The sequence below is a fragment of the Aureitalea marina genome (assembly GCF_002943755.1).
GTDB lineage: Bacteria > Bacteroidota > Bacteroidia > Flavobacteriales > Flavobacteriaceae > Aureitalea > Aureitalea marina.
The window spans coordinates 704,772-726,891 of sequence record NZ_MQUB01000001.1 but is presented as its reverse complement, the minus strand read 5'-3'; the positions used below and the strand labels follow the sequence as shown (position 1 = coordinate 726,891).

The 22,120-nt window shown below is 46.3% G+C and carries 23 protein-coding genes; 15 read left to right on the top strand and 8 right to left on the bottom strand.

The genetic code is table 11. The features are described 5' to 3' along the window. Positions 1-69: 69 nt before the first annotated feature. Together BST85_RS03430 and BST85_RS03425 are read left to right on the top strand one after the other, a co-directional pair. Positions 70-1,128 carry a glutaminyl-peptide cyclotransferase gene (locus tag BST85_RS03430; protein WP_104811978.1) on the top strand — a complete coding sequence of 353 codons (1,059 nt, stop codon included), beginning with the start codon at positions 70-72 and terminating at the stop codon, positions 1,126-1,128. Positions 1,129-1,182: 54 nt separating this feature from the next. Further along, on the top strand, positions 1,183-2,745 hold the full coding sequence (locus BST85_RS03425) for a hypothetical protein (protein ID WP_104811977.1): 1,563 nt from the start codon (positions 1,183-1,185) through the stop codon (positions 2,743-2,745). Positions 2,746-2,799: 54 nt separating this feature from the next. Here BST85_RS03425 and BST85_RS03420 read toward each other — a convergent pair whose 3' ends face one another. From BST85_RS03420 to glyA, 4 genes are all read right to left on the bottom strand, one after another. After that, positions 2,800-4,290 carry a S10 family peptidase gene (locus tag BST85_RS03420; protein WP_104811976.1) on the bottom strand — a complete coding sequence of 497 codons (1,491 nt, stop codon included), beginning with the start codon at positions 4,288-4,290 and terminating at the stop codon, positions 2,800-2,802. A 51-nt stretch (positions 4,291-4,341) separates the two neighbouring features. Then, positions 4,342-4,881 carry a CIA30 family protein gene (locus BST85_RS03415; protein WP_104811975.1) on the bottom strand — a complete coding sequence of 180 codons (540 nt, stop codon included), beginning with the start codon at positions 4,879-4,881 and terminating at the stop codon, positions 4,342-4,344. A gap of 72 nt (positions 4,882-4,953) precedes the next feature. Further along, positions 4,954-5,460: a GNAT family N-acetyltransferase gene (locus BST85_RS03410; RefSeq protein WP_104811974.1), complete on the bottom strand. Its 507-nt coding sequence runs from the start codon at positions 5,458-5,460 to the stop codon at positions 4,954-4,956. 9 nt (positions 5,461-5,469) lie between these two features. Then, positions 5,470-6,747 (bottom strand): serine hydroxymethyltransferase, encoded by a 1,278-nt coding sequence (gene glyA, locus BST85_RS03405; RefSeq protein ID WP_104813885.1) that lies wholly within the window; start codon positions 6,745-6,747, stop codon positions 5,470-5,472. Between the two features lie 104 nt (positions 6,748-6,851). Between glyA and fahA the strand changes: the two genes are divergently transcribed. Further along, entirely contained in the window at positions 6,852-8,138 is a 1,287-nt protein-coding gene (gene fahA / locus BST85_RS03400) for a fumarylacetoacetase (RefSeq protein WP_104811973.1), read from the top strand. Here fahA and ytxJ read toward each other — a convergent pair. Beyond that, positions 8,135-8,527 carry a bacillithiol system redox-active protein YtxJ gene (gene ytxJ / locus BST85_RS03395; RefSeq protein WP_104811972.1) on the bottom strand — a complete coding sequence of 131 codons (393 nt, stop codon included), beginning with the start codon at positions 8,525-8,527 and terminating at the stop codon, positions 8,135-8,137. The two genes, fahA and ytxJ, sit on opposite strands and share 4 nt — an antisense overlap. A 151-nt stretch (positions 8,528-8,678) precedes the next feature. On the opposite strand from ytxJ, the gene clpB reads away from it, so the two are divergent. From clpB to BST85_RS03370, 6 genes are all read left to right on the top strand, one after another. Beyond that, positions 8,679-11,279, top strand: coding sequence for an ATP-dependent chaperone ClpB (gene clpB, locus BST85_RS03390; protein ID WP_104811971.1), 2,601 nt, complete (start codon positions 8,679-8,681; stop codon positions 11,277-11,279). 137 nt (positions 11,280-11,416) lie between these two features. Next, positions 11,417-12,013, top strand: coding sequence for a TetR/AcrR family transcriptional regulator (locus BST85_RS03385; protein WP_104811970.1), 597 nt, complete (start codon positions 11,417-11,419; stop codon positions 12,011-12,013). A gap of 43 nt (positions 12,014-12,056) precedes the next feature. Continuing rightward, complete coding sequence (locus BST85_RS03380; protein WP_104811969.1) at positions 12,057-12,542, top strand: acyl-CoA thioesterase; 486 nt, start codon at positions 12,057-12,059, stop codon at positions 12,540-12,542. Between the two features lie 30 nt (positions 12,543-12,572). Next, the gene (locus BST85_RS03375; RefSeq protein ID WP_104811968.1) at positions 12,573-14,327 is read left to right on the top strand and encodes a redoxin family protein; all 1,755 of its coding nucleotides are present in this window, start codon (positions 12,573-12,575) and stop codon (positions 14,325-14,327) included. Between the two features lie 68 nt (positions 14,328-14,395). Then, positions 14,396-14,524 carry a hypothetical protein gene (locus BST85_RS14565; RefSeq protein WP_281259676.1) on the top strand — a complete coding sequence of 43 codons (129 nt, stop codon included), beginning with the start codon at positions 14,396-14,398 and terminating at the stop codon, positions 14,522-14,524. Positions 14,525-14,634: 110 nt separating this feature from the next. Then, positions 14,635-15,153, top strand: a complete 519-nt coding sequence (locus tag BST85_RS03370; RefSeq protein ID WP_104811967.1) for a SixA phosphatase family protein — start codon at positions 14,635-14,637, stop codon at positions 15,151-15,153. A gap of 4 nt (positions 15,154-15,157) precedes the next feature. Here BST85_RS03370 and BST85_RS03365 read toward each other — a convergent pair whose 3' ends face one another. Continuing rightward, positions 15,158-15,895 (bottom strand): DUF6503 family protein, encoded by a 738-nt coding sequence (locus BST85_RS03365; protein WP_104811966.1) that lies wholly within the window; start codon positions 15,893-15,895, stop codon positions 15,158-15,160. Between the two features lie 60 nt (positions 15,896-15,955). Between BST85_RS03365 and BST85_RS03360 the strand changes: the two genes are divergently transcribed. The 4 genes from BST85_RS03360 (at position 15,956) to BST85_RS03345 (ending at position 19,178) form a co-directional block, all read left to right on the top strand. Beyond that, entirely contained in the window at positions 15,956-16,921 is a 966-nt protein-coding gene (locus BST85_RS03360) for a peptidoglycan DD-metalloendopeptidase family protein (protein ID WP_181039945.1), read from the top strand. A gap of 20 nt (positions 16,922-16,941) precedes the next feature. Then, positions 16,942-17,409 carry an SsrA-binding protein SmpB gene (smpB, locus tag BST85_RS03355; protein ID WP_104811964.1) on the top strand — a complete coding sequence of 156 codons (468 nt, stop codon included), beginning with the start codon at positions 16,942-16,944 and terminating at the stop codon, positions 17,407-17,409. Between the two features lie 64 nt (positions 17,410-17,473). Continuing rightward, positions 17,474-18,979, top strand: coding sequence for a sodium/proline symporter (locus tag BST85_RS03350; protein WP_104811963.1), 1,506 nt, complete (start codon positions 17,474-17,476; stop codon positions 18,977-18,979). Next, positions 18,972-19,178, top strand: a complete 207-nt coding sequence (locus BST85_RS03345; RefSeq protein ID WP_104811962.1) for a zinc ribbon domain-containing protein — start codon at positions 18,972-18,974, stop codon at positions 19,176-19,178. Before BST85_RS03350 ends, BST85_RS03345 begins: the two co-directional genes overlap by 8 nt. Before the next feature lie 2 nt (positions 19,179-19,180). Here the strand turns inward: BST85_RS03345 and BST85_RS03340 are convergent, their stop codons facing one another. Both BST85_RS03340 and BST85_RS03335 read right to left on the bottom strand, forming a co-directional pair. After that, positions 19,181-19,435 (bottom strand): hypothetical protein, encoded by a 255-nt coding sequence (locus tag BST85_RS03340; protein ID WP_104811961.1) that lies wholly within the window; start codon positions 19,433-19,435, stop codon positions 19,181-19,183. A 51-nt stretch (positions 19,436-19,486) separates the two neighbouring features. Then, positions 19,487-20,128: a protein-L-isoaspartate(D-aspartate) O-methyltransferase gene (locus BST85_RS03335; RefSeq protein WP_104811960.1), complete on the bottom strand. Its 642-nt coding sequence runs from the start codon at positions 20,126-20,128 to the stop codon at positions 19,487-19,489. Between the two features lie 125 nt (positions 20,129-20,253). Between BST85_RS03335 and BST85_RS03330 the strand changes: the two genes are divergently transcribed. Further along, a complete protein-coding gene (locus BST85_RS03330) occupies positions 20,254-21,222 on the top strand; it encodes a Gfo/Idh/MocA family oxidoreductase (RefSeq protein WP_104811959.1) in 969 nt (322 codons plus the stop codon). Positions 21,223-21,228: 6 nt separating this feature from the next. Further along, the gene (locus BST85_RS03325) at positions 21,229-22,116 is read left to right on the top strand and encodes a 3-hydroxybutyryl-CoA dehydrogenase (RefSeq protein ID WP_104811958.1); all 888 of its coding nucleotides are present in this window, start codon (positions 21,229-21,231) and stop codon (positions 22,114-22,116) included. The last annotated feature ends 4 nt before the right edge of the window (positions 22,117-22,120 follow it).

Below are 22,120 nucleotides of genomic sequence, written 5' to 3'. Positions count from 1 at the left end.
GATTTAACCCCTTGGGCAAACAATTTGACAGACAATTATAAGTTCGTACTTTCGCGACAAACCCCTGAAATGAATAGCTCGTTACCTAACTTCTTGATCGGCTTGAGCCTACCCCTGCTCCTACTAGGTTGTGGTGGAAGTTCCGACCCTTCTGAAAATGGCCTTTCAATAAAATTCTCTGATTCAAAAAAGGCATATGCCGTAAACAAGTCCATCGAGGTGAGTCTGCAGAATCAAAAGAATTTACCAATTGATTCTGTAGTCTATTCCCTGGATGGTGATCGGCAGCTTGGTTCTTCGGACGGAAAAGCATCCATCCTTATTCAGGATCAAAAACTTGGTAAAAGAAATTTGACAGCGACGGTCTTTACCGGCGGTAATGCATACGACCTGGAAGACGAAGTCACCCTACTGTCCAGTGAAGTTCCTTCCCTGTTCACCTATGAGATACTGGAGAGCTATCCCCATGATATGGAAGCCTATACGCAAGGTTTGGAATTTGGCGGTGAGCTGTTATTCGAAAGCACTGGTCAATATGGCGAATCCTCCATACGCCAGACCAGAATGGAAACCGGGGAGGTGATCAGAAAAACCAATCTGAAGGACAAGTATTTTGGAGAGGGACTTACTGTACTAAACAATAAGGTCTATCAACTCACTTGGCGAGAGAATATAGGTTATATCTACAACCAGGAAGATCTGCAACAGACCGGAACCTTTGTGTACGGCCAAAGTAAGGAAGGTTGGGGACTCTGTAATGACGGACAATATTTGTACAAGAGTGATGGAACGGAGCGAATCTGGCGTTTGGATCCGGAAACACTGGCGGAGATCGATTATATTGAGATCTACACCCACTCCAGCAAAATCCCTAATGTAAATGAATTGGAATGGGTGGATGGAAAGATCTACGCCAACCGATATGAAAAGGATGCCATCGCTATTGTAAACCCTGAAACAGGGGCAGTAGAAGGCGTGATAGATCTGAAAGGATTGAAAGATGAGGTGACCCAACACCCGGAATTGAATGTACTCAACGGAATTGCCTATAAAGGCGAGCCCGGCATTTTGTATGTCACTGGTAAGAATTGGGACAGACTATTTAAAATTAGGGTCGTTCCGAGGTAGCAGAGATACGATCTGGCTGAATAAATTGTTATATTTTTACTCAAATTTGATTTCATGAGATATTTTTCCGGTCTGGTTCTGCTCCTGATGATTGTTGTTTGGAGCTCTTGTCGAAATGACTTTGAGACCACCCCTTCTACCGGTAACCTCGAATTTTCTTCCGATACCATTTTTCTCGATACGGTGTTTACCAATATCGGATCAAGTACCTATACCTTCAAAGTATATAACCGCAGCGATGATGATATTAGCATTCCCAGTGTCCGACTGGGCCAAGGAGAATCTTCCTTTTATCGATTGAACGTAGACGGGATTCCCGGTAAGACCTTCGAAAATGTCAGAATACTGGCTAAGGATAGCATTTTTGTTTTTGTGGAGACCACCATAGACATCAACAACCTGCCGAATAATGGAAATACTGAGTTCTTGTACACCGACCAGATCCTTTTCGATCCGGGCGGGAGACAACAGCAAGTAGAATTGGTTAGCCTGGTACAGGACGCTATTTTCCTGTTCCCTGATCAGAACGAGGATGGAACTGTTGAGACCATAACCATTGGTATGGATGCAGATGGGAACGATATTGCTATCGAAGGGTTTGTGCTGGAGGATGATGAACTCAATTTTACCAATGAAAAACCTTATGTGATCTATGGCTATGCGGCAGTCCCCAACGACCGTACATTGACTGTGGACGCGGGAGCACGTGTTCATTTTCATGCCAATAGTGGTATCCTGGTAGCTCCGGACGCATCCATGAAGGTCAATGGGGCTCCAAGTTCAGATCCGGTTGCTATGGAAAATCAGGTGATCTTTGAGGGAGACCGTTTGGAACCGGCCTTTAGTGATGTTCCAGGACAATGGGGTACCATATGGCTGACCCAAGGGAGCACCGACCACGAGTTTAGCTATACGACCATCAAGAATGGTATTGTGGGAATACTGATGGATAGCAATGATGGAGATCGCACACTGACCCTAAGCAATGTTCAGATCTACAATAACTCCAATGTTGGATTATTGGCGCGTACCGGAGATGTGTACGGTGAAAATGTGGTGATCAGCAACAGCGGTCAAGCCTCTTTGGCCTGTTCTCTGGGAGGAAGATACAATTTCAACCATTGCACCTTTGGTAATTATTGGAGCAACAGCTTTAGGACCTTCCCTACTGTTCAAATAGACAACGTACTCCCCATTTCAGAGGACCAGGTTGAGGTCCGGGACCTGATCGAAGCTAACTTCACCAATTGCATTATCTATGGAAGTGAATTCCTGGAATTGGGTCTGATCGAAGATCCCTCTGCCCAGTTCAACTTCAACTTTACCAATTCCCTGATCAAATTCGACGATTTCTCTGGGGATTTTGCGGATGATCCCAATTACAATTTTGAAAATCCCACCCTCTATACAAACGTGGTATTCAATGTGGATCCCGCTTTTCAAGATGTGGACACCAACAACCTCAACATTGAGTCTGGAACATCCGGAGCCGATGGAATAGGTCTGGCTGGCGTACCGCCTGCAGTAGATATTAATGGTGTTATCAGGAGTCTGACCAATCCGGATGCCGGTGCATCTGAAGCCATAGTCTTTCCGGACCCGGACGGACGACCATAAAGGATAAAAAAAACGCCGGCATTTGCCGGCGTTCTTGTTGTTACTTACCAGTTACTATTCGTATTTGGCCGCTTTACCATTGGCCTGGGTACGTTGAATAAACACCCGAAGATCGTCGTTGGCAGCTTTCAGGTCTTCTCTTCTGAGATACATCATATGCCCGCTGCGATATCCTTTGAAATCGAACCTATCCTTCATCTTTCCACTGGGATCCACATTCCACATGGTATATTTAGCGTTGAAGTAGGTGGTCGCCCCGTCGTAATAACCGGATTGCACCAAGACATTCAGGTATGGATTCATGGCCATTGCCTGACGCAGTCCCTCTCGTACATTATTATTCCTGTTATCCCAAGGGCGTACCGGCCCAAACATATTGTACTTGATATCCGTTTTAAAGTTGAGCACTTCTTGGATGTAGTAATTGATAGCTGGTGTAAAGGAATGCAGCCAGGACGTAAGCTCTGCACTGTAGTCCGGACCGTCCCCTGCATCGCGGCCATCTATCCCCAGATAGCGCGAATCTAAGCGACCGACTGTATAACCATCGCGTTCTCTGAGCAGATCCTTCCAAAAGAACTGCGTGGGCACATCCAGGTTATTCTGTAAAATGGATTTCTTACTAAGGCCGGTATAATAGGCCATTTTATCGGCTACTGCGTTCTTTTCTGCAGCCGAGATAAACCCGCCTTTGGCTAAGGCCGGCATCAGCTGATTAATGGCGTAATCCTCCACCTCAGGCAGCATGGCTTCCAATTCCTTATTCTGAAGGGCTGGTGGAAGCATATTGTGGTGCCAGGCAGCAGCTGCGTAATACGGCAAATTGAGTGCAGAAGAAACAGCAGCATCCGAATTGAAGACTTGGTAATCCGCCGGTGACACCATGATGACCCCATTGAGGTACATCCACTGTGACTGTTGCAATTCCAACGCTAGTCCCATCACTCGGGTACCGCCATAACTCTCGCCAATGATGTATTTTGGAGATGACCAGCGGTTGTTCCTTGTAACAAAGGTGTTGATCCATTCTGCCAGGTATTCCACATCGGCATTGATACCAAAGAACTTCTCTCTGTCAACTTCCTTACCGGAAGCGGGGATAGTTCGAGAAAGTCCTGTATTGGCTGGGTTTACAAAAACAATATCGGCCACGTCCAATACAGAATAAGGGTTCTCAGATACACCATAGGGTTGGACCGGATAGCCTTCATCGTCAATGTTTAGCACCTGAGGCCCGGTATAGGCTACGTGCATCCAAACAGAACCGGATCCAGGCCCACCGTTGAAGGAAATGATCAAGGGCCGCTCGGCCTGACTGCCTGCGTTGGTACGCTGGTAGTAGGTATAAAATAAGGTTGCAATGGGTTTACCCATCTCGTCCCAAACGGGTTGGGTCCCAGCAGTAGCGGTATACGAGATACGGGTTCCGTTAATCGTTGAAGAATGGGTGGTAACCACAGTGGTATCCACCGGAATCTCCCGATTCTGCCCCATGGTCAGGACTGGGATCAGAAGTAATAAATAAGCGCGAAAAACAGACTTCATAGAATGACGATTTGAAGTTTTCAATTTAAGGAGAAAAGGGCAGGAAAAAAACTATTGGAACCGGATGAAATCCACCTCCAGCCAAAAGGGCCCAGCCTGTTTGTCATACAATATGATTCCCAAGCGTTTGACAGCATCAAGCTTGTCAGGATCTATAGTTCGACCGGTGGGACGTCCCACGGAATATTGCTTTAGATCAACCAAGGGAAATCGAAATTCCTGCCAATCATCACTCGGTGTAAAATTCACCTTGTAGTTTGGTCGATACCAAGCCCTGTTGGTGTCAAAGGACAGCGCAAAGTCACGTGAGGATCCCCGAGCCCGGATGATTACTTCCTGGAAGGACGAAAGGTCGTATTTGCCGTAAGGCGCCCTTATTGATGCAAAACCACCGTTGTTCTCTAAGGAGACGTCTCCTTCGAAATACAGGGTATTTTCCGTGAGATAGGCCGATGAGGCAGAACGACCACCCATAACGTCATCATTGACGATCCGCCAGCCATAGGCACCTTGTTCCTTGCCAAAATCGATCACAACAGAAGAATTAGGGATTGAGATTAGCAACAACAATCCCAGGATTAGTCCTTTCATAGCGCAACGAAGTTAAGCATTGCCTGCGGCCCCTTAAAGATGTAAGTATGAATTTAGGAGAAGATTAACTACTTAGATTTCAATGGAAAACAAATGAAGCACGTCTTTATCGTCAGGCAATTGAAAGGGGCCATCCAACTGAAACCCCAGCCGCTTAAGCAAGCTGACCGATGGCAAATTGGAGGGCAAGGTGATGGCCAGCAGTTTTTGGTGTTGCCCCTCTTTTCTGACCTGTTCAATAAAGACTTGGGTCGCTTCCAGGGCGTATCCCTGTTTAAAGTACTCAGGAAGTAATGCATACCCAAGATCGGGATGATCCAGGTTGTCTCGCTGATACATACCACAGGTCCCTATGGTCTCCCCGCTTTCAAGCACTAATTTATAGGGGCCAAGGCCCTGCTCGTACAAGGGTAAATAAGAATCACGGATGTAATTGGCAGCGTCCTCTTCTGTCCGCAGGCCACGGTCACCGATGTTTTGCTGCCAGGGTTTGGAGTTGTGAAGTTCTAAAAGAAAGATAGCATCCTCAGTGCTTATTGTCTCAAAGGACAAACGCTCTGTTCTAAGCCCATTGAACATCTTCCGTAATTAGGCATTGACAAACAGCGGCCTGTGCGCCATCATCGCATGCACCTGCCCGGCTACTTCATCAAGGATCTCCTCATTGTCCGCGTTCATGATCGCTTTATCGATCAGATCGACTATGGGCGCCATATCGGACTCCACTAGACCGCGCGTGGTGATCGCAGCTGTCCCAATCCGTATACCACTGGTCACAAAAGGAGATTTATCGTCAAAGGGGACCATGTTCTTGTTAACAGTGATCTCGGCTGCGCCTAGGGCTTCCTCCGCCTGTTTCCCGGTCACATCCTTGTTGCGCAGGTCGATCAGCATCATGTGGTTGTCTGTACCACCGGAGATCACCTGGTAACCCTTGTCTACAAAAGCCTGTGCCATAACCTCAGCATTCTTCTTGACCTGCACCATATAGTGCAGGAAGTCGTCTGTCAAGGCCTCACCAAAGGCGATCGCCTTAGCAGCTATGATATGCTCCAATGGGCCTCCCTGGTTCCCAGGAAAGATTCCACTGTCCAGCAGAGAAGACATCATACGTTTCTTACCACTCTTCAGAGTAATTCCGAATGGATTCTCAAAGTCCTTCCCCATCAAGATCAAGCCTCCTCGTGGTCCTCTAAGGGTCTTATGCGTGGTGGTGGTTACCACATGACAATGTGGAATTGGATCCGCCAATATTCCCTTGGCGATCAGACCGGCCGGATGCGCAATATCGGCAAGCAAAATAGCGCCTACCTTATCCGCGATCTCCCGGAATCGTTTGTAATCGATCTCACGGGAATAGGCCGAAGCTCCGGCAATGATCATTTTGGGTTGTTCTCGGACCGCGATCTCCTCAATGGTATCGTAATTAAGTAGACCGGTATCCGGATCTACTCCATAGAACACGGGCTTATACAAACGCCCGGAAAAGTTCACCGGCGATCCGTGGGTCAGGTGACCTCCATGCGCCAGGTCAAAACCCAGGAACTTATCTCCCGGTTTCATACACGTAAAGAAAACAGCTGTATTAGCCTGAGAACCACTGTGCGGCTGTACATTGGCATATTCAGCCCCGAATAGGGTCTTGGCTCGCTCAATCGCAACGCGCTCCACTTCGTCCACTACCTCACAACCACCGTAGTACCGCTTACCAGGATAGCCTTCGGCGTATTTATTGGTCAGTACAGAACCGGCTGCCTCCATGACCTGGGGGCTCACAAAATTCTCTGAGGCGATCAGTTCCAATCCGTTGGTTTGTCGCTCTTTTTCTGCATCGATCAGTTCAAAGATCTGCTGGTCACGTTCGATCATTTCAGGGGTGTTTTTGAATATCTTCAAAAATAGTAAAAGCTTATGGTTAGAATCCCAGAAATCCTATATTTGATTAACATTTTACCAACACCCAATTAGCTATGCCGTTATCTGCAAATGACCCATCCAGATCTACCTGGTTAGAGGTTCCGGAACAATCCGATTTCCCCATACAGAATATACCTTTTGGAGTCTTCCTGACCCGGGATGATATCATCACCATCGGTACCCGTATCGGGGATACTGCCATCGATTTAGGCGCCCTACATCAACTGGGATACTTTCAAGGAATCGACCTGACGGACGATATCTTTCTACAGGACAGTCTGAACGACTTCATCGCAGACGGCAGAAAGACTTGGCGACTGGTCAGAAACAGGATCTCGGAGATCTTTATGAAGGACAATCCCTGGCTTAGAGATAACAAGGCGCATCGCAAACAAGTACTGTTCAGTATGGAGGAGATCGAAATGCAGCTTCCGGTGGATGTTGGAGATTATACTGATTTTTACGCGTCCAAAGAGCACGCCACCAATGTGGGCTCCTTGTTCAGAGATCCAGAGAATGCCCTCCTACCCAACTGGCTTCGTATCCCAATTGGATACCACGGTAGAAGTTCGTCCATTATTCCATCTGGGGTTCCCATCAGAAGACCAGTCGGTCAGACAAAGCCGGGAGAAGACGGTGTACCCGGATTTGGTCCTTCCAAGCTCTTGGATTTTGAATTGGAAATGGCCTTTATTACCACTGATAGCAATGACCTTGGAAAGCGAATCGGACTGGACGAGGCAGAAGATTACATCTTTGGTTTGGTCCTTTTCAATGATTGGAGCGCCCGAGACATTCAGGCCTGGGAATACGTACCTCTTGGCCCATTCCTTGGTAAGAACTTTGCGTCTACCATCAGTCCCTGGATCGTGACCCTGGATGCTCTTGAGCCATTTAGAACCGCCGGACCCGATCAGGACCCTGTCCCCCTGCCCTATCTGCAGCAAGTCGGAGACAAGAACTTCGATATCAACCTGGAAGTGACTATCAGTCCTGAAAATGGAGATGAAACCACCGTTTGTCGATCGAACTTCAAATATATGTACTGGTCCATGGCCCAACAATTGACGCATCACACCGTTAATGGTTGTAATGTTAGATCTGGAGATATGATGGGAAGTGGAACCATATCGGGGCCTACACAGGAATCCTTTGGTTCCATGTTGGAATTGACCTGGCGTGGTCAGAATCCCATCACATTAAACGACGGAAGTCAACGTAAATTTATCAATGACGGAGATACGGTTACCTTAAAGGGTTATTCCGAACACCAAGGTGTACGCATCGGTTTCGGAAACTGTGAGGCAAAAGTGCTACCCGCAGAACCCTTCAAAGGTTAAACCAGCTGGTTGACAAGCTCCGCAATGTGATCACCCATTATCTGTCCGTGTGAGGCGTGATAAATGGTCTTTCCTTGGTGTATCACTAATACTTGAGGGCTTTCATGGTACACTTGAAATCGGCTGGCAACAAGATTGCTGATATCCCGATGAGCGATCAGATTCAAGTAAAACAAACCGTAATTCTTTTCAGGGGAGAATGATCGTTCAAACTGATTCAAGGCCATTCGGCTAATCCCACAGCGCGTCGAATGTTTAAAAAGAACAACAGGCTTCTCCTGTGAATCGGTTTCCACCTGGTCCAATTGTTCGATTTCGGTCAATTCCTGCCAATTAAGCGTTGGCTTGGCTTCTGACGAATCCTTGGAGGATCCAAACCATTTAAACATAGTCAATCTTTTTGGTAAAGATACAACATTGATCTAGGGTGTCTTTACACGCAATTTCCGCCAAAATGACGTGCTAATCCATGCTTTTTCCAGTCATTTTGACACTTTTTGGGCTTGGCGCGGCTTTTGAACAGTAGGGAGAAAACAGCTTATGAATTTTAGCAATTTTACCATAAAATCACAGGAAGTCGTACAACGGGCTCAACAATTGGCCATGGAGTACGGACATCAGCAGATCGAAAATGAGCACTTGATGAAGGCCATTTTGGAGGTAGATGAGAATGTCACCCCATTTCTGTTGAAAAAATTAGACGTGAACCTCGGCTTACTTGCACAGGTCCTGGACAAGCAGTTGGAAAGTTACACCAAGGTCAGTGGCACGGACATTATGCTGGCTCCCGCGACAGGACGGTCCTTGAATGAGGCGGTCAATATCGCCAAGAAAATGAACGATGAATATGTCTCCATCGAGCATATGCTTTTGGGGATATTCCAGTCCAAGAGTGCCGTGGCCCAAAGCCTGAAGGATCAGGGGGTCACTAAAAAGGACCTAGAAAATGCAATCTTGGAACTGCGTAAGGGAGATCGCGTTACGTCTCAGTCTGCAGAAGACACCTATAATTCCCTAAATAAATACGCCCGTAATCTGAACGAATTAGCCAGAACAGGGAAATTGGATCCGGTCATTGGCCGGGACGAAGAGATCAGGCGCATTTTACAGATCCTCTCCAGGAGAACCAAGAACAACCCCATGTTGGTTGGAGAACCCGGAACAGGTAAAACCGCCATCGCGGAAGGCCTTGCGCACAGAATTATTTCCGGTGATGTGCCCGAAAATCTGAAAACTAAAGAGGTCTATTCCCTGGATATGGGTGCCTTGATCGCAGGAGCCAAGTTCAAAGGAGAATTTGAAGAGCGACTCAAAGCGGTCATCAAGGAAGTAACCTCAAGCGATGGTGATATCGTTCTCTTTATAGACGAGATCCATACCCTGGTAGGGGCTGGCGGTGGCCAAGGTGCCATGGATGCGGCCAATATTTTGAAACCAGCATTGGCCAGAGGGGAACTGCGTGCGATTGGCGCAACTACCCTGGACGAGTACCAGAAGTACTTTGAAAAGGACAAGGCACTGGAAAGGCGCTTCCAAAAAGTAATGGTAGACGAGCCAGATACCGAGAGTGCGATCTCCATCCTTAGAGGAATCAAAGAAAAATACGAGACCCATCATAAGGTGAGGATCAAGGACGATGCCATCATTGCAGCCGTAGAGCTATCACAGCGATATATCACGAATCGGTTTTTACCGGACAAAGCCATTGATTTGATGGACGAGGCTGCATCCAAGTTGCGCATGGAGATCAACAGTAAGCCCGAAGAATTGGACGTACTGGATCGAAAGGTCATGCAATTGGAGATCGAGATCGAGGCGATCAAACGGGAGAATGACCAGGACAAACTGAAGCTTCTTCACGGCGAACTGGCCAATATCAAAGAGGAAAGAAATGAACTTCACGCCCGCTGGAAGAGTGAGAAAGAGGTCGTAGAGAACATCCAGAATGCCAAGAAGGAGATCGAAGCCTTCAAAATGGAAGCGGAACAAGCCGAGCGTGAAGGAGATTACGGCCGGGTTGCAGAGATCCGCTACGGTAAGGTCAAGCAGGCCCAGGAACAGCTGGAGAAATACCAAGAGGAACTTCGGCTACAGGAGGACAATGCCCTGATCAAGGAGGAGGTTACCCACGAAGACATTGCAGAAGTAGTCGCTAAATGGACCGGTATCCCGGTGACCAAAATGATACAGAGCGAACGAGAAAAGCTGCTGCGTCTGGAAGAGGAACTCCACAAGCGAGTGGTTGGTCAACACGAAGCGATCAAAGCGGTTAGCGACGCCATCAGGCGCAGTCGAGCCGGATTACAGGACGTGAAGAAGCCCATAGGGTCCTTCCTATTTCTAGGAACAACTGGTGTTGGTAAGACCGAACTGGCCAAGGCCCTGGCAGAATATCTCTTTGACGACGAAAATGCCATGACGCGAATCGACATGAGCGAATACCAAGAACGGCATAGTGTGAGCAGATTGGTAGGGGCGCCTCCCGGGTATGTAGGTTATGACGAAGGTGGCCAACTGACCGAGGCCGTAAGAAGAAAACCCTATTCGGTCGTTCTGTTGGATGAGATCGAAAAGGCCCATCCGGATACTTTCAACATCTTGTTACAAGTGTTGGATGAGGGTCGATTGACCGACAATAAAGGACGGGTAGCTGATTTTAAGAACACGGTGATTATCATGACCAGTAACCTGGGCAGTCACTTGATCCAGGAACAGTTTGAAGCAGTCAAGGATATTGAGACTGCCATGGAAACGGCCAAGTTGGAGGTCCTGGGTTTATTGAAGAAGAGTGTAAGGCCAGAGTTCTTGAACAGGATCGATGACATCGTGATGTTTACACCGCTTTCGCGCGAGGATATCAAGGCAATAGTGGGTCTGCAGTTGAGAGGTGTCTCCAAGATGCTTGCTAAGCAGCACATTACATTGGACGCCACAGCAGAGGCTATCGATTACCTGGCCGATAAGGGCTATGACCCCCAGTTTGGAGCTAGACCGGTTAAGCGGGTGATCCAACGGGAAGTGCTCAATGAGCTGTCCAAAGAGATCCTTTCCGGAAAGGTGCATACCGATAGCATCATCCTACTGGACAATTTCGACCAGGAACTGGTCTTTAGAAATCAGACCGACCTGATCGAACAATAAAAGAACTTCGGTTTGGCAGTAGATCCTTAAAACTGTCTTTTATGATTGATTGGTTGAACGAAAACGACCCCGGACTAGCTTCGGGGTTGTTTTCATTGTATAATATACCGTTCGGTATTTTTTTATATCTTTGACCCATGCTGAGCAAATCACAACGCACGAGCCAACTCATCATTGAAAAAGCTGCCCCTATTTTCAACCAAAAGGGATATGCCGCTACCTCAATGACAGATATTACCCGAGCAACCGGACTCACAAAGGGAGCTATTTACGGTAATTTCGAGAACAAGGAAGCCATAGCGATCGCTGCTTTTGACAAAAGCGTGAATCAACTGCTTCAGCGCATCGCAGAATTTCAGCAGCAATCAGATTCACCTCTACAACGATTATTGCTCATACCCGAATTTTATCGGAACTATTACGACTATAGCCAGCATTTGGGCGGTTGTCCCATTCTGAACATAGGTGTTGATTCCAATCACCAGAACTCGGCCTTATTGGCGCGTGTACAGTTGGTCATCAACAAGACCCAGGCAAATGTGGCTAAGTTGGTGGAATGGGCAAAGGCAAAAGGCGAAGTTAAACCTGCTGCCAATTCCGAGAAATTTGCCCGTGAACTCTACACCAGGATCCAAGGTGCCGTGTTTATGAGTCACACTATGAACAATCATCAGTACCTCAGGGAGGCAGCAGACCAGGTGGAGGAACTCATTAATCGTACCCTGGTCGTCTAATTTTTTTGAATAATAATATACCGTTTGGTATAAATTTTAAAACATGGATAATTTACCCAAGATCTTAGAAACTAAAACGCGAATTCGATTCCAGCATTGTGATCCCTTCAATCACCTGAATAATGCTGAATATCTCAACTATATGGTCAACGCAAGAGAAGACCAGCTGATCGAAAATTATGGCATAGACATCTACGAAATGGCCCGTAAAGAGGGTAAGAGTTGGGTGGTGGGTTCCAACCAGATCGCTTATATCCGCCCGGCCTGGACTATGGAGGAGGTGCTGATCCAATCCCAGTTGATCAGCTTTGACCAGAGCAGTCTTCAAGTCGAACTAAGAATGTACAGTTCCGACAGAACGGAATTAAAGGCTTTGATGTGGAGCCGATATGTGCATTTTGACCTGATCAATCAGAAAAGACACCTACACGATCCTGAATTCATGAACCTTTTCCAAAGCGTAGTGGAGGCAGTAGAACAGCATACCTTTGAAGACCGACTGGTCGAACTTCGTATGCAGGCCGTTTAAGCTATGGGCTAAATTCCGTAATTTGGCCTCATGTCCCCCAGGATCTTCTTACTACTTTGCCTATTCCTGTTGTTTTCCTGCAAGGATGAGACTCCAGGCCCTGTTCAGGATGATCGCATGAACGATTATGCGCTCTATGATTCTGCAGGTGGTTTCCACCGGTTTTCACGTTACAACAACAAAAAAGCTATCGTACTTTTTGTGCAAGGCAACGGTTGTCCAATTGTCCGTAACTACCTGAACGACCTGCGTGAGATCGTCGATGAATATGGACCAAAAGGGGTTCAGTTCTTTATGGTGAATTCTAATATTCAGGATAATAGGGATACTGTGGAATCTGAGGTCTCTAAATATGGAATCGAGATTCCTGTTCTTATGGACCAAAATCAAATTTTGGCCGATGAGTTGGACATTAGGATTACTGCTGAAGTTATTGTCCTGCATCCTGTCTCCAGGCAAATCCTTTACCGAGGTCCTCTAAATGATCGCCTAGACTACGAAGCACAAAAGGATACTTCCGAAAATGATTTCCTGATAGAGGCATTGGATGGGATCATTAATGGATCAGAGGTAAAATCGATGCCTAAGGCCGTACGTGGTTGTAAGGTGACCCGAAGGGTTAAATTTGAAACTCCATTGACATACACCGAGGATATAGCACCAATTTTTAAGAATAACTGCGTCCGATGTCACAGAGACAACGGGATGGCGCCATGGTCCATGGACGAATACCAGACTATTGTTGGCTGGTCAGATATGATCAAAGAGGTCCTTATAAGTAAACGCATGCCACCTTGGAAAGCGGATCCAAAAATTGGAAAATTTTCGAATTCATTTGCTCTTGCCGAGCAAGATGCAAGAAATATTATCAAATGGATCGAATCTGGAATGACCAAAGGTGAAGGGAGCGATCCGCTGAAAAATTTGTCGGAAGAACCCACTAAATGGAGTATGGGTGAACCCGATTACATTGTCGAACTCAAAACAGAAGATCTGCCTGCAACCGGAATTATTCCTTACCGTATTCAGAATTTCAAATTTAATGACTCTGTAGATCGCTGGATAGGGCATATCGATATTCGATCATCCGCCACCAAATCTGTTCACCATACCTTATTAACCAGCCAAAGCAATTCCCGCGTGGAAGGATTGGTCAAACGAAAGATCATTCCATGGAACGATAATTTTTTGGCAATCAGCGCTGGTTCTGGCTGGTTAAATCAAGCTCCGAAAGGAACGGGTATCTATTTACAGAAAGGTTCAAAATTAGGGATGCAACTCCATTACAATGCAACGGGAAAACGTGAAATCGATAAAACACTAATTGGTTTTTACTACTTGAATGAACCTCCGGAAAGAGAATATCGTTCGCTAGCATCGACAACACGAAATTTCAGCATCCCAGCACATACTGATGAAGTTAAGGTAGTCGCATTCGATACAATTACGCAAGATGTATTTGTACACGCCATTTGTCCTCATATGCATTACCGTGGCAAGCGGGCTTCTATGTTCGCTCTATTACCCGACTCCACACGGGTAGATTTGGTGTCAGTTCCAGATTACAACTTCAATTGGCAATTTCAATACCTTTTAGAAAAACCTATATTTCTGCCAAGCGGTTCTGTTATCGTTACTGAAGGTATTTACGATAACACCTTTCAGAATCCGTTAAACCCTAACCCATCCGTAGATATAGGGTACGGTGTACAAAGTACGGATGAAATGCTTATCGGGTTCATGAATTACACCTTAGCCAATCAGGACACTTTAACAAATAATTGACATTCCAACTGTAACAAAGCAATGGGGTTTTCGTCTTAATGGTGTACAACAATCAGAAAACTATTACGATGAAAACAACACAAAAAGCATTGAAACTCAGCCGTCCTCAGACAAACAAGACCCTGGGTATCTATATAGCGAGTGTGACCCTTTTTATGGCGACCTACACCTTGATCACTGCTTACCAATATCTGTAAGAGTCCAATTGTGTGAATGTCTGCTCAAGGAAGCGACCACCTACCTACATACCGAAAAAAATAAACCAACCACTGGGTTGGTTTTTTTATTTTAGCACAAATCTTTTGCCTTGAAACGAATCTTTTTGCTCCTTTGGCTGGCCACCGGACTACTTCAGACGACGACAGCCCAGCAAACCACAGAAGTCCAAGAAGGTGCGACCACTTATTTTCTGATTAGACACGCAGAAAAAGATCGCAGCGATCCTTCGAACAAAAATCCAGGATTGACAAAAAAAGGATTTTTCCGTGCCGATCGTTGGGCAGATCTGTTTTCGAGTACCGAATTGGACGCCATCTATTCTACCGATTACGACCGTACCTTAATGACCGCCTCCCCTACTGCTCGAAAGAAGGAATTGGAGATACAGCTCTATGACCCCTCCAAACTGTTCTCTGAAGAGTTCCAACAGGCCACAGCGGGCAAAACGGTCTTAGTTGTGGGACACAGCAATACAACTCCAGCCATGGTCAATGCCATGATCGGTGAAAACAAATACGCTGATATGGACGATAACGATAATGGGACCTTGTTTGTGGTCACATTGATGGACGGGAAGTCCGAAGTGCAGATCTTAAAACTGAACTAGTCTTTCAGGAACGGTCTACAATAACATTCTCTAACTCGATCAAGGATAGTAATTCTAACTCCCCGGCCTCAAATAAGGCAGGTAGATCAGTCAGTGGTGTTTCCTTACTGACCGGTTTGTAATTGCGATAATCACTGAACCAGATCCCGTCAATTTCCCTGAGGTTAAAGGCTTCCCGCAAACGTACCCCTCCACCATCTGTTATGTAGTTATACGCCAGAAATTCCAGTCGAAGGTCGTCTTCGGCAAACCAATACATGAACTGATCCTCAAAGTCCTTTCCCCCTCCCTCTTGACGAAAAGTGATCTGAATACTGTGATAGGATTTGCCCCCAATTACAGTAAGACCCAAATACTCTTTTTGTACGGCGGGATCGTTGAGTCCAAAGGGCAATTGAGCAAAATAATGCACGGAATTCACGCTGTTGGAATATTTAAACGCCAGGCTATCCGGAATCCTGGCGACTTGATCGTCAATGAAACGGGTAAACCCGTCGTTACGAAGCTGGTCGCGGATCAATCCCAGGGAATCCTTGAAAATACGCTCATAAGTAAACATGCCGTTATCCCTAGAGCTTTTGTAGTGTTTATCTCGGAAATCGAATTGAACCTTAACCTGATCACAACCACCAGGACAAGCCGAGAGAATGGCAGCATCAACTATTTCCTGTGCCGTTTTGGGGTTTTGTTCTTGACATCCGATTAAAATGGAGATAAGACCGAGTAATATGAGTGCCCGCATAAAGTATATTTGTAACAAAAGTAAATATTGAGTCCCTAATCAGGGTAATAACTTACGATGATGAAACGACTTATTTCTTGCATATTCATGATTTTGGCTACTGCCTTGTCATTGGGTCAGCAGCCTAGCTACATGCAGCAGGTGGAGAATTTCAAAACGAATTTCAATCAGGGGGATTCTCAGGCTGTTTTTGACATGCTGAACGAAGATGTACAGAAGCAACTAGGTTTTGAGACCATAGACCAGATCCTCAAAGATTACAGGGAAGCCTATGGAAATATCGATAGCCTGGAGTTCATTCAGGAAGGCAATCTGGCGGAAGTCTATCTATTACATTTTGTCCGAGGGAAGCAAAAAATGGCCTTGTCGTTGGATAGAGAGAACAAACTAAGTGGATTGCGCTTCATGCCTGTTACCGAGGACGTCACACCGAAAATTGAGCGAAACCTAACCAGGCTTTCCCTCCCGTTCAAAGGAGAATGGTTTACCGTTTGGGGTGGTGATACAAAGGCCCAGAACTATCATGTGATCTCCAATGCTCAGCGCCGAGCCTTCGATTTTCTCGTATTGGGAAGCAACAATAAGACCTACCAACGAAGTGGTACGCGAAACGAAGACTACTGGGCATTTGGTAAACCGATCTTTGCCGTTTGTGACGCCCTGGTTGTGGAAGTGATTACCGGTGTGGAGGATAACAAACCTGGAGCTATGAATCCCAGACAAGCACTTGGAAATAGTGTGACCCTCTTAACAGACAAGGGTGAATATATTGTCTATGCCCATTTCGAAAAAGGTACCGTAAAAGTAAGCAATGGAGAACGGGTTAAGCGAGGTCAATTGCTGGGTAATTGCGGAAACTCCGGAAATTCCAGCGAACCACATCTGCATTTACATATTCAGGATGGTCCCAAAATGTTGACCTCAGTGGGCATTAAATGTTTTTTTGACCGGCTGATGGTCAATAAAGAGATACGGGAAGATTACTCTCCAATAAGGTTGGACCGCATCAGGAGTATTGAGAACTAATCTCGTATTTTTGCCTGCCCATGGCCATCCAAAAGAAAGTCGAGATCAAGAATCGGAAAGCCAGGTTCCAGTATGAATTACTGGATACCTACCAGGCCGGTATTGTACTTAGGGGAACAGAAATAAAAGCGATCCGGGAAGGAAAAGCATCCATCGCCGAAAGTTTTTGTGAATTCTCCAACGGAGAGCTCTACGTGATCAATATGACCATAGAGGAATACAGCCATGCCTCACACTATGGCCATCAACCTAAAAGTGCCCGAAAACTCTTATTGAATAAACGAGAGCTGCGTAAATTGGAGAAAGAGGTAAAAAATTCCGGTCTGACCATTATCCCTACCCTGCTCTATATAAACGACCAGGGACTGGCTAAATTGCGAATCGCATTGGCCAAAGGAAAAAAGCTCTACGACAAGCGTGAGACCATTAAATCCAGGGAGAGCAAACGGGACCTGGGACGGATAAAGAAGAATTTCAACCGCTCTTAGCGAACTCCACTAACCAATAAAAATTACTCACAGGATTGCTTACATTTAGGGCAAAGCTATCCGCATGGAGTTACAATCGACCCTGGTGGTCATCATGATCTTATATTTTTCCGGCATCCTTTTCTGGGGATTCTACCAAGGAAAAAAAGTTAAATCCGGAGCCGATTTCTCCATAGCCGGCCGGAAGCTACCCGGATGGGTGGCGGCACTTTCTGAACGGGCCACAGGCGAATCTTCCTGGGCCTTGCTAGGCTTACCAGGAGCTGCTTATGCTACCGGACTTCTCGAGGTCTGGACTGCGATCGGATGTGTAATGGGGATACTGGTTGCCTGGATCTTTTTGGCTGGTCGTCTCAGAGATGAGGCCGCCCGGTACCAAGCAGTCACCTTTACGGACTTTCTGGCCAAACGGCACGGAGAAGTTGGAAAGTGGATCCGCATAAGTGGAAGCTTGACCATTGTTTTCTTTTTCTTCTTCTATGTCGGGGCTCAATTCATAGGAGGTGGAAAAACCCTGAACAACTTATTCGGGATGGATCAGGACTGGGCAATGCTGCTTATAGTGCTGTTGGTGATCCCCTATACCATTTACGGTGGATTTAGGTCTGTGACCTATACGGACGTAATCCAGGCCATATTGATGATCGTCACCCTGATCGTTGCTCCAATCGCCGGAATCTTTTACCTGAGATCCCATAAGCAAGAGGAGCTTTTTGCGAGCAGCATGTCCGAAGCCCTGGAGAAAGCGGGCAGTACTTATTCCAGCTTAACTGAAGGACTAGACACTTCCGCTTTACAACCATTACTTGGAGATGGAGCCAACCTGGCCTCCGGATTGGCTACGGGTATCGTAATTGCCGGAGCCTTCTCTTGGTTCTTTGGATACCTGGGAGGGCAACCTCAACTCACCACTCGTTTTATGGCCATAAAAAGCAAAAAGGATGCTAGGATTGCCAGGAATATCGGTGTGATCTGGACCGTGATCGCCTATACGGGTGCCTTGTGTGTGGGATATATCGGTCTGGCTATCTTCGGACCACAGGGGTTGACAGATCAGGAAACAGTAATGCCCAGTGTGCTGACTACCGTATTTCCCCCCATCATCTCGGGTATTTTGATCACCGGGGTGCTTGCGGCCATTATTTCCACTGCAAATAGTTTATTGATCCTTTCGGCCACAGAATTCTCAGAGAACCTGATGCCTCGATCCGCGAATTCCAATAACGGAAATTTGAGGTCCTCAAGGTTGATCACTGGTATTATGTCCCTGATTGCGCTGGCAGTGGCCTATTGGTCACCTTCAGATCTGATATATACCATAGTCAGTTTTGTCTGGGCAGGTATTGGTTCGACCTTCTCCGTAGTTATATTGCTAACACTCTTCTGGAAGCGCTATCACGGTAAGGCCGCCCTGTGGACCATAATTATCGGGGTGATCTTTACGCTGGTTTGGATGGGAAGCGGATGGGACCAGGTGATCACATCTCGTTTAATGACCTTTATCGTGGCCCTGGCAGTAGGAATATCAACCACCTTTTTGATACAGAAAAAACAAACAAATAATGAATAAAGCAGCCTATAAATGTGTAAAATGTGGTAATAACACCTTTAGCATCGGTGAAATTCGAACAACGGGTACCTTCTTAAGCAAAGTATTCGATGTTCAGCACAAGAAATTCTCGCACATTACCTGTGAGCGTTGCCAATACACGGAATTCTACCGAATGAAAAGTAGTTTGCTCGGAAATATTTTCGATCTGGGAACTTGAATTTAGAGCAGAACGAGAACCAATAGTATCCAGGGAGCGTATCCCAGGGCGACCAGTCCCGGGTTCTTACTTTTGATCCTACTTTGAATCACCACAGGTGGAATGGCAATAATCAGGCTAAGCAAAAATAAGATGATGACCTCTCCTGGTTCTTTCCAATAGTCGAAGCTGTACAGGCCTTCATCCAGGAAGAACACGGCATTTGCCAATACAAACGCAATTAGCAAGATCAGGGCGTAAGGAATGGATCGCTTCATAAGTACGGAATCTGATTAGATGATATTGAAATGTCCGAAAGGTTGCGCCTATTAGTTCTTGTCCTCCAGCATTGGGACAAAGCGATAGGCCCCATATTCTCGTTTTTCGAATTCCGTTTCGCCCTTACGGGTATAGACTGTCATGATCTGGGTGGTCTTGCCTAAAGGTATGACCATACGCCCTCCAACTTTTAATTGGGCCAACAGATCCTTGGGCAACTCTGGTGCACCGGCAGTCACAACGATCCCGTGATAAGGGGCAAATTCCTTCAAGCCCTTATACCCATCGCCAAAGACCATCTTCTTGGGTCTGTATCCCATACGAGGCAACAGCTTGGATGTCTTCTTAAAGAGTTCATTTTGCCGTTCGACAGTATAGACCTGTACGCCCATTTCTAGGAGAACAGCACTTTGGTATCCACTACCCGTGCCTATCTCCAGCACTTTATCTCCGCTTTTTACCTCTAACAACTCAGTTTGTCGAGCTACCGTATAAGGCTGGGAGATGGTCTGATCTGCCGCTATTGGGAAGGCCTTGTCCACATAAGCGTGCTCCAGAAAACCGGAATCCATGAACAAATGCCTAGGAACCCGATTCATAGCCTGCAAAACAGCCTCATCAGCTATTCCTTTTTTGCGCAACAACTCTACTAGTTGCTTTCTTTTTCCTTGATGAATGTAGTCGTCTTTCACGGTATACAAAGTAAGGTAACGACTTAAGGAAATACAAGGTTTCTTATCCGAAAAATTTAACTCAGCCTCGTTCTAACCTATACAAATAAGGGCAAAAAGATTTACCTTTGTTGAAAACGGTTTACATGCTAAAAGCGGGCGTACTAGGTGCCGGTCATCTAGGCAAAATTCATCTGAAATTACTGGAACAATCAACCAATTACGAGCTTGTCGGTTTTTATGATGCGGACCAGCAGGCTTCCAAACAAATTGAAGACGAATTCGGCTATAAAAGTTACCCGGACATGGATACCCTGATAGACTCCTGCGACATGATCGATGTTGTAACACCAACCGTTTCACACTTTGACTGTGCCCGGAAAGTGATCCAGAAAGGCAAGCATCTGTTCATCGAAAAACCCATCACTCAAACAGTACAGGAAGCCAATCAACTGATCGAACTGGCTAAAAAACACCAGGTAAAAGGTCAGGTAGGCCATGTGGAACGTTTTAACCCAGCTTTTCAATCTGTAAGTGACAAGTTTGATTCTCCCATGTTCATCGAGTCTCATCGCTTGGCGGAATTCAATCCTAGAGGAACCGATGTTTCCGTCGTACTGGACCTGATGATCCACGATATCGACGTCATTCTTAGTGTAGTGCGATCTCCTGTGAAAAAAGTCTATTCCAGTGGTGTATCGGTGATATCAGAGACCCCGGATATCGCCAATGCCCGTATCGAATTTGAAAATGGCTGCGTGGCCAACCTCACCGCCAGCAGGATCTCCATGAAGAAGATGCGTAAATCCAGATTCTTCCAACGGGATGCCTATATCTCGGTGGATTTTCTGGAGAAGAAGGTAGAGGTGGTCCGAATGAAGGACGCCCCGGATGACTCAGATCCTTTCGCTATGGTATTGACCAATGCCGAAGGAGTGAAGAAACAGATCTACTTTGACAATCCCAAGATAGAATCCAATAATGCTATCCTGGACGAACTAGATAGTTTTGCCATGGCGATCAAAGAAGAAAAAGAACCAGTGGTTTCCCTGGAGCAAGGTAGAGACGCCCTGGAAGTAGCCATGGAAGTAATCAATAACTTTAAACAGCTCTGATATATTATGAAGAATGTTGCCGTAATCGGCGCGGGTACCATGGGTAATGGTATTGCCCACACCTTTGCACAATTCAATTATAAGGTTCAACTGATCGATGTTTCTCAGCCCGCACTGGATAAGGCGCTGGCAACTATAGAGAAAAACCTCGATCGTATGGTGAGTAAGGAAAGGATTACCGAGGCAGATAAGAACGCTACCCTTGGCAATATCACAACCTATACGAGTTTAGAAGAAGGTCTAGAATATGCAAGCCTGGTGGTGGAGGCAGCGACCGAAAATGTCGACCTCAAACTGAAGATATTTCAGGACCTGGACAAGCTATGCCCGGAAGATACTATTCTAGCCACCAATACCTCCTCCATCTCCATCACACAGATCGCAGCGGTAACCTCCAGACCGGACCGGGTAATTGGTATGCACTTTATGAACCCAGTACCCATTATGAAGCTCGTAGAGATCATCAAAGGGTACAATACAAGTGCGGAGACCTATCAAATGGTGGAATCCGTTTCAAAGAAATTGAATAAGGTACCTGTAGAGGTAAACGATTATCCAGGCTTTGTAGCCAACCGCATACTGATGCCCATGATCAATGAATCCGTTGAGACCTTGTACAATGGCGTTGCGGGCGTACAGGAGATCGACACCGTCATGAAGCTGGGAATGGCCCATCCGATGGGTCCCCTGCAATTGGCGGATTTTATAGGGTTGGATGTTTGCTTGTCCATTCTACAAGTGATGTACGATGGCTTTAAGAACCCGAAATATGCTCCTTGTCCCCTATTGGTCAATATGGTCACAGCGGGAAAACTTGGCGTAAAGAGCGGCGAGGGCTTCTACGATTATTCCGAGAGCAGAAAAGCAGAGAAAGTAGCTTCACAATTCGCTTAGTCAG

Excerpts from the sequence above, each read along its gene's own strand:
- BST85_RS03430 (WP_104811978.1), top strand. The coding sequence starts at position 70 with ATGAATAGCTCGTTACCTAACTTCTTGATCGGCTTGAGCCTACCCCTG.
- BST85_RS03425 (WP_104811977.1), top strand. The coding sequence starts at position 1,183 with ATGAGATATTTTTCCGGTCTGGTTCTGCTCCTGATGATTGTTGTTTGG.
- BST85_RS03420 (WP_104811976.1), bottom strand. The coding sequence starts at position 4,290 with ATGAAGTCTGTTTTTCGCGCTTATTTATTACTTCTGATCCCAGTCCTG.
- BST85_RS03415 (WP_104811975.1), bottom strand. The coding sequence starts at position 4,881 with ATGAAAGGACTAATCCTGGGATTGTTGTTGCTAATCTCAATCCCTAAT.
- BST85_RS03410 (WP_104811974.1), bottom strand. The coding sequence starts at position 5,460 with ATGTTCAATGGGCTTAGAACAGAGCGTTTGTCCTTTGAGACAATAAGC.
- fahA (WP_104811973.1), top strand. The coding sequence starts at position 6,852 with ATGCCGTTATCTGCAAATGACCCATCCAGATCTACCTGGTTAGAGGTT.
- ytxJ (WP_104811972.1), bottom strand. The coding sequence starts at position 8,527 with ATGTTTAAATGGTTTGGATCCTCCAAGGATTCGTCAGAAGCCAAGCCA.
- clpB (WP_104811971.1), top strand. The coding sequence starts at position 8,679 with ATGAATTTTAGCAATTTTACCATAAAATCACAGGAAGTCGTACAACGG.
- BST85_RS03385 (WP_104811970.1), top strand. The coding sequence starts at position 11,417 with ATGCTGAGCAAATCACAACGCACGAGCCAACTCATCATTGAAAAAGCT.
- BST85_RS03380 (WP_104811969.1), top strand. The coding sequence starts at position 12,057 with ATGGATAATTTACCCAAGATCTTAGAAACTAAAACGCGAATTCGATTC.
- BST85_RS03375 (WP_104811968.1), top strand. The coding sequence starts at position 12,573 with ATGTCCCCCAGGATCTTCTTACTACTTTGCCTATTCCTGTTGTTTTCC.
- BST85_RS14565 (WP_281259676.1), top strand. The coding sequence starts at position 14,396 with ATGAAAACAACACAAAAAGCATTGAAACTCAGCCGTCCTCAGACAAAC.
- BST85_RS03365 (WP_104811966.1), bottom strand. The coding sequence starts at position 15,895 with ATGCGGGCACTCATATTACTCGGTCTTATCTCCATTTTAATCGGATGT.
- BST85_RS03360 (WP_181039945.1), top strand. The coding sequence starts at position 15,956 with ATGAAACGACTTATTTCTTGCATATTCATGATTTTGGCTACTGCCTTG.
- smpB (WP_104811964.1), top strand. The coding sequence starts at position 16,942 with ATGGCCATCCAAAAGAAAGTCGAGATCAAGAATCGGAAAGCCAGGTTC.
- BST85_RS03350 (WP_104811963.1), top strand. The coding sequence starts at position 17,474 with ATGGAGTTACAATCGACCCTGGTGGTCATCATGATCTTATATTTTTCC.
- BST85_RS03345 (WP_104811962.1), top strand. The coding sequence starts at position 18,972 with ATGAATAAAGCAGCCTATAAATGTGTAAAATGTGGTAATAACACCTTT.
- BST85_RS03340 (WP_104811961.1), bottom strand. The coding sequence starts at position 19,435 with ATGAAGCGATCCATTCCTTACGCCCTGATCTTGCTAATTGCGTTTGTA.
- BST85_RS03330 (WP_104811959.1), top strand. The coding sequence starts at position 20,254 with ATGCTAAAAGCGGGCGTACTAGGTGCCGGTCATCTAGGCAAAATTCAT.
- BST85_RS03325 (WP_104811958.1), top strand. The coding sequence starts at position 21,229 with ATGAAGAATGTTGCCGTAATCGGCGCGGGTACCATGGGTAATGGTATT.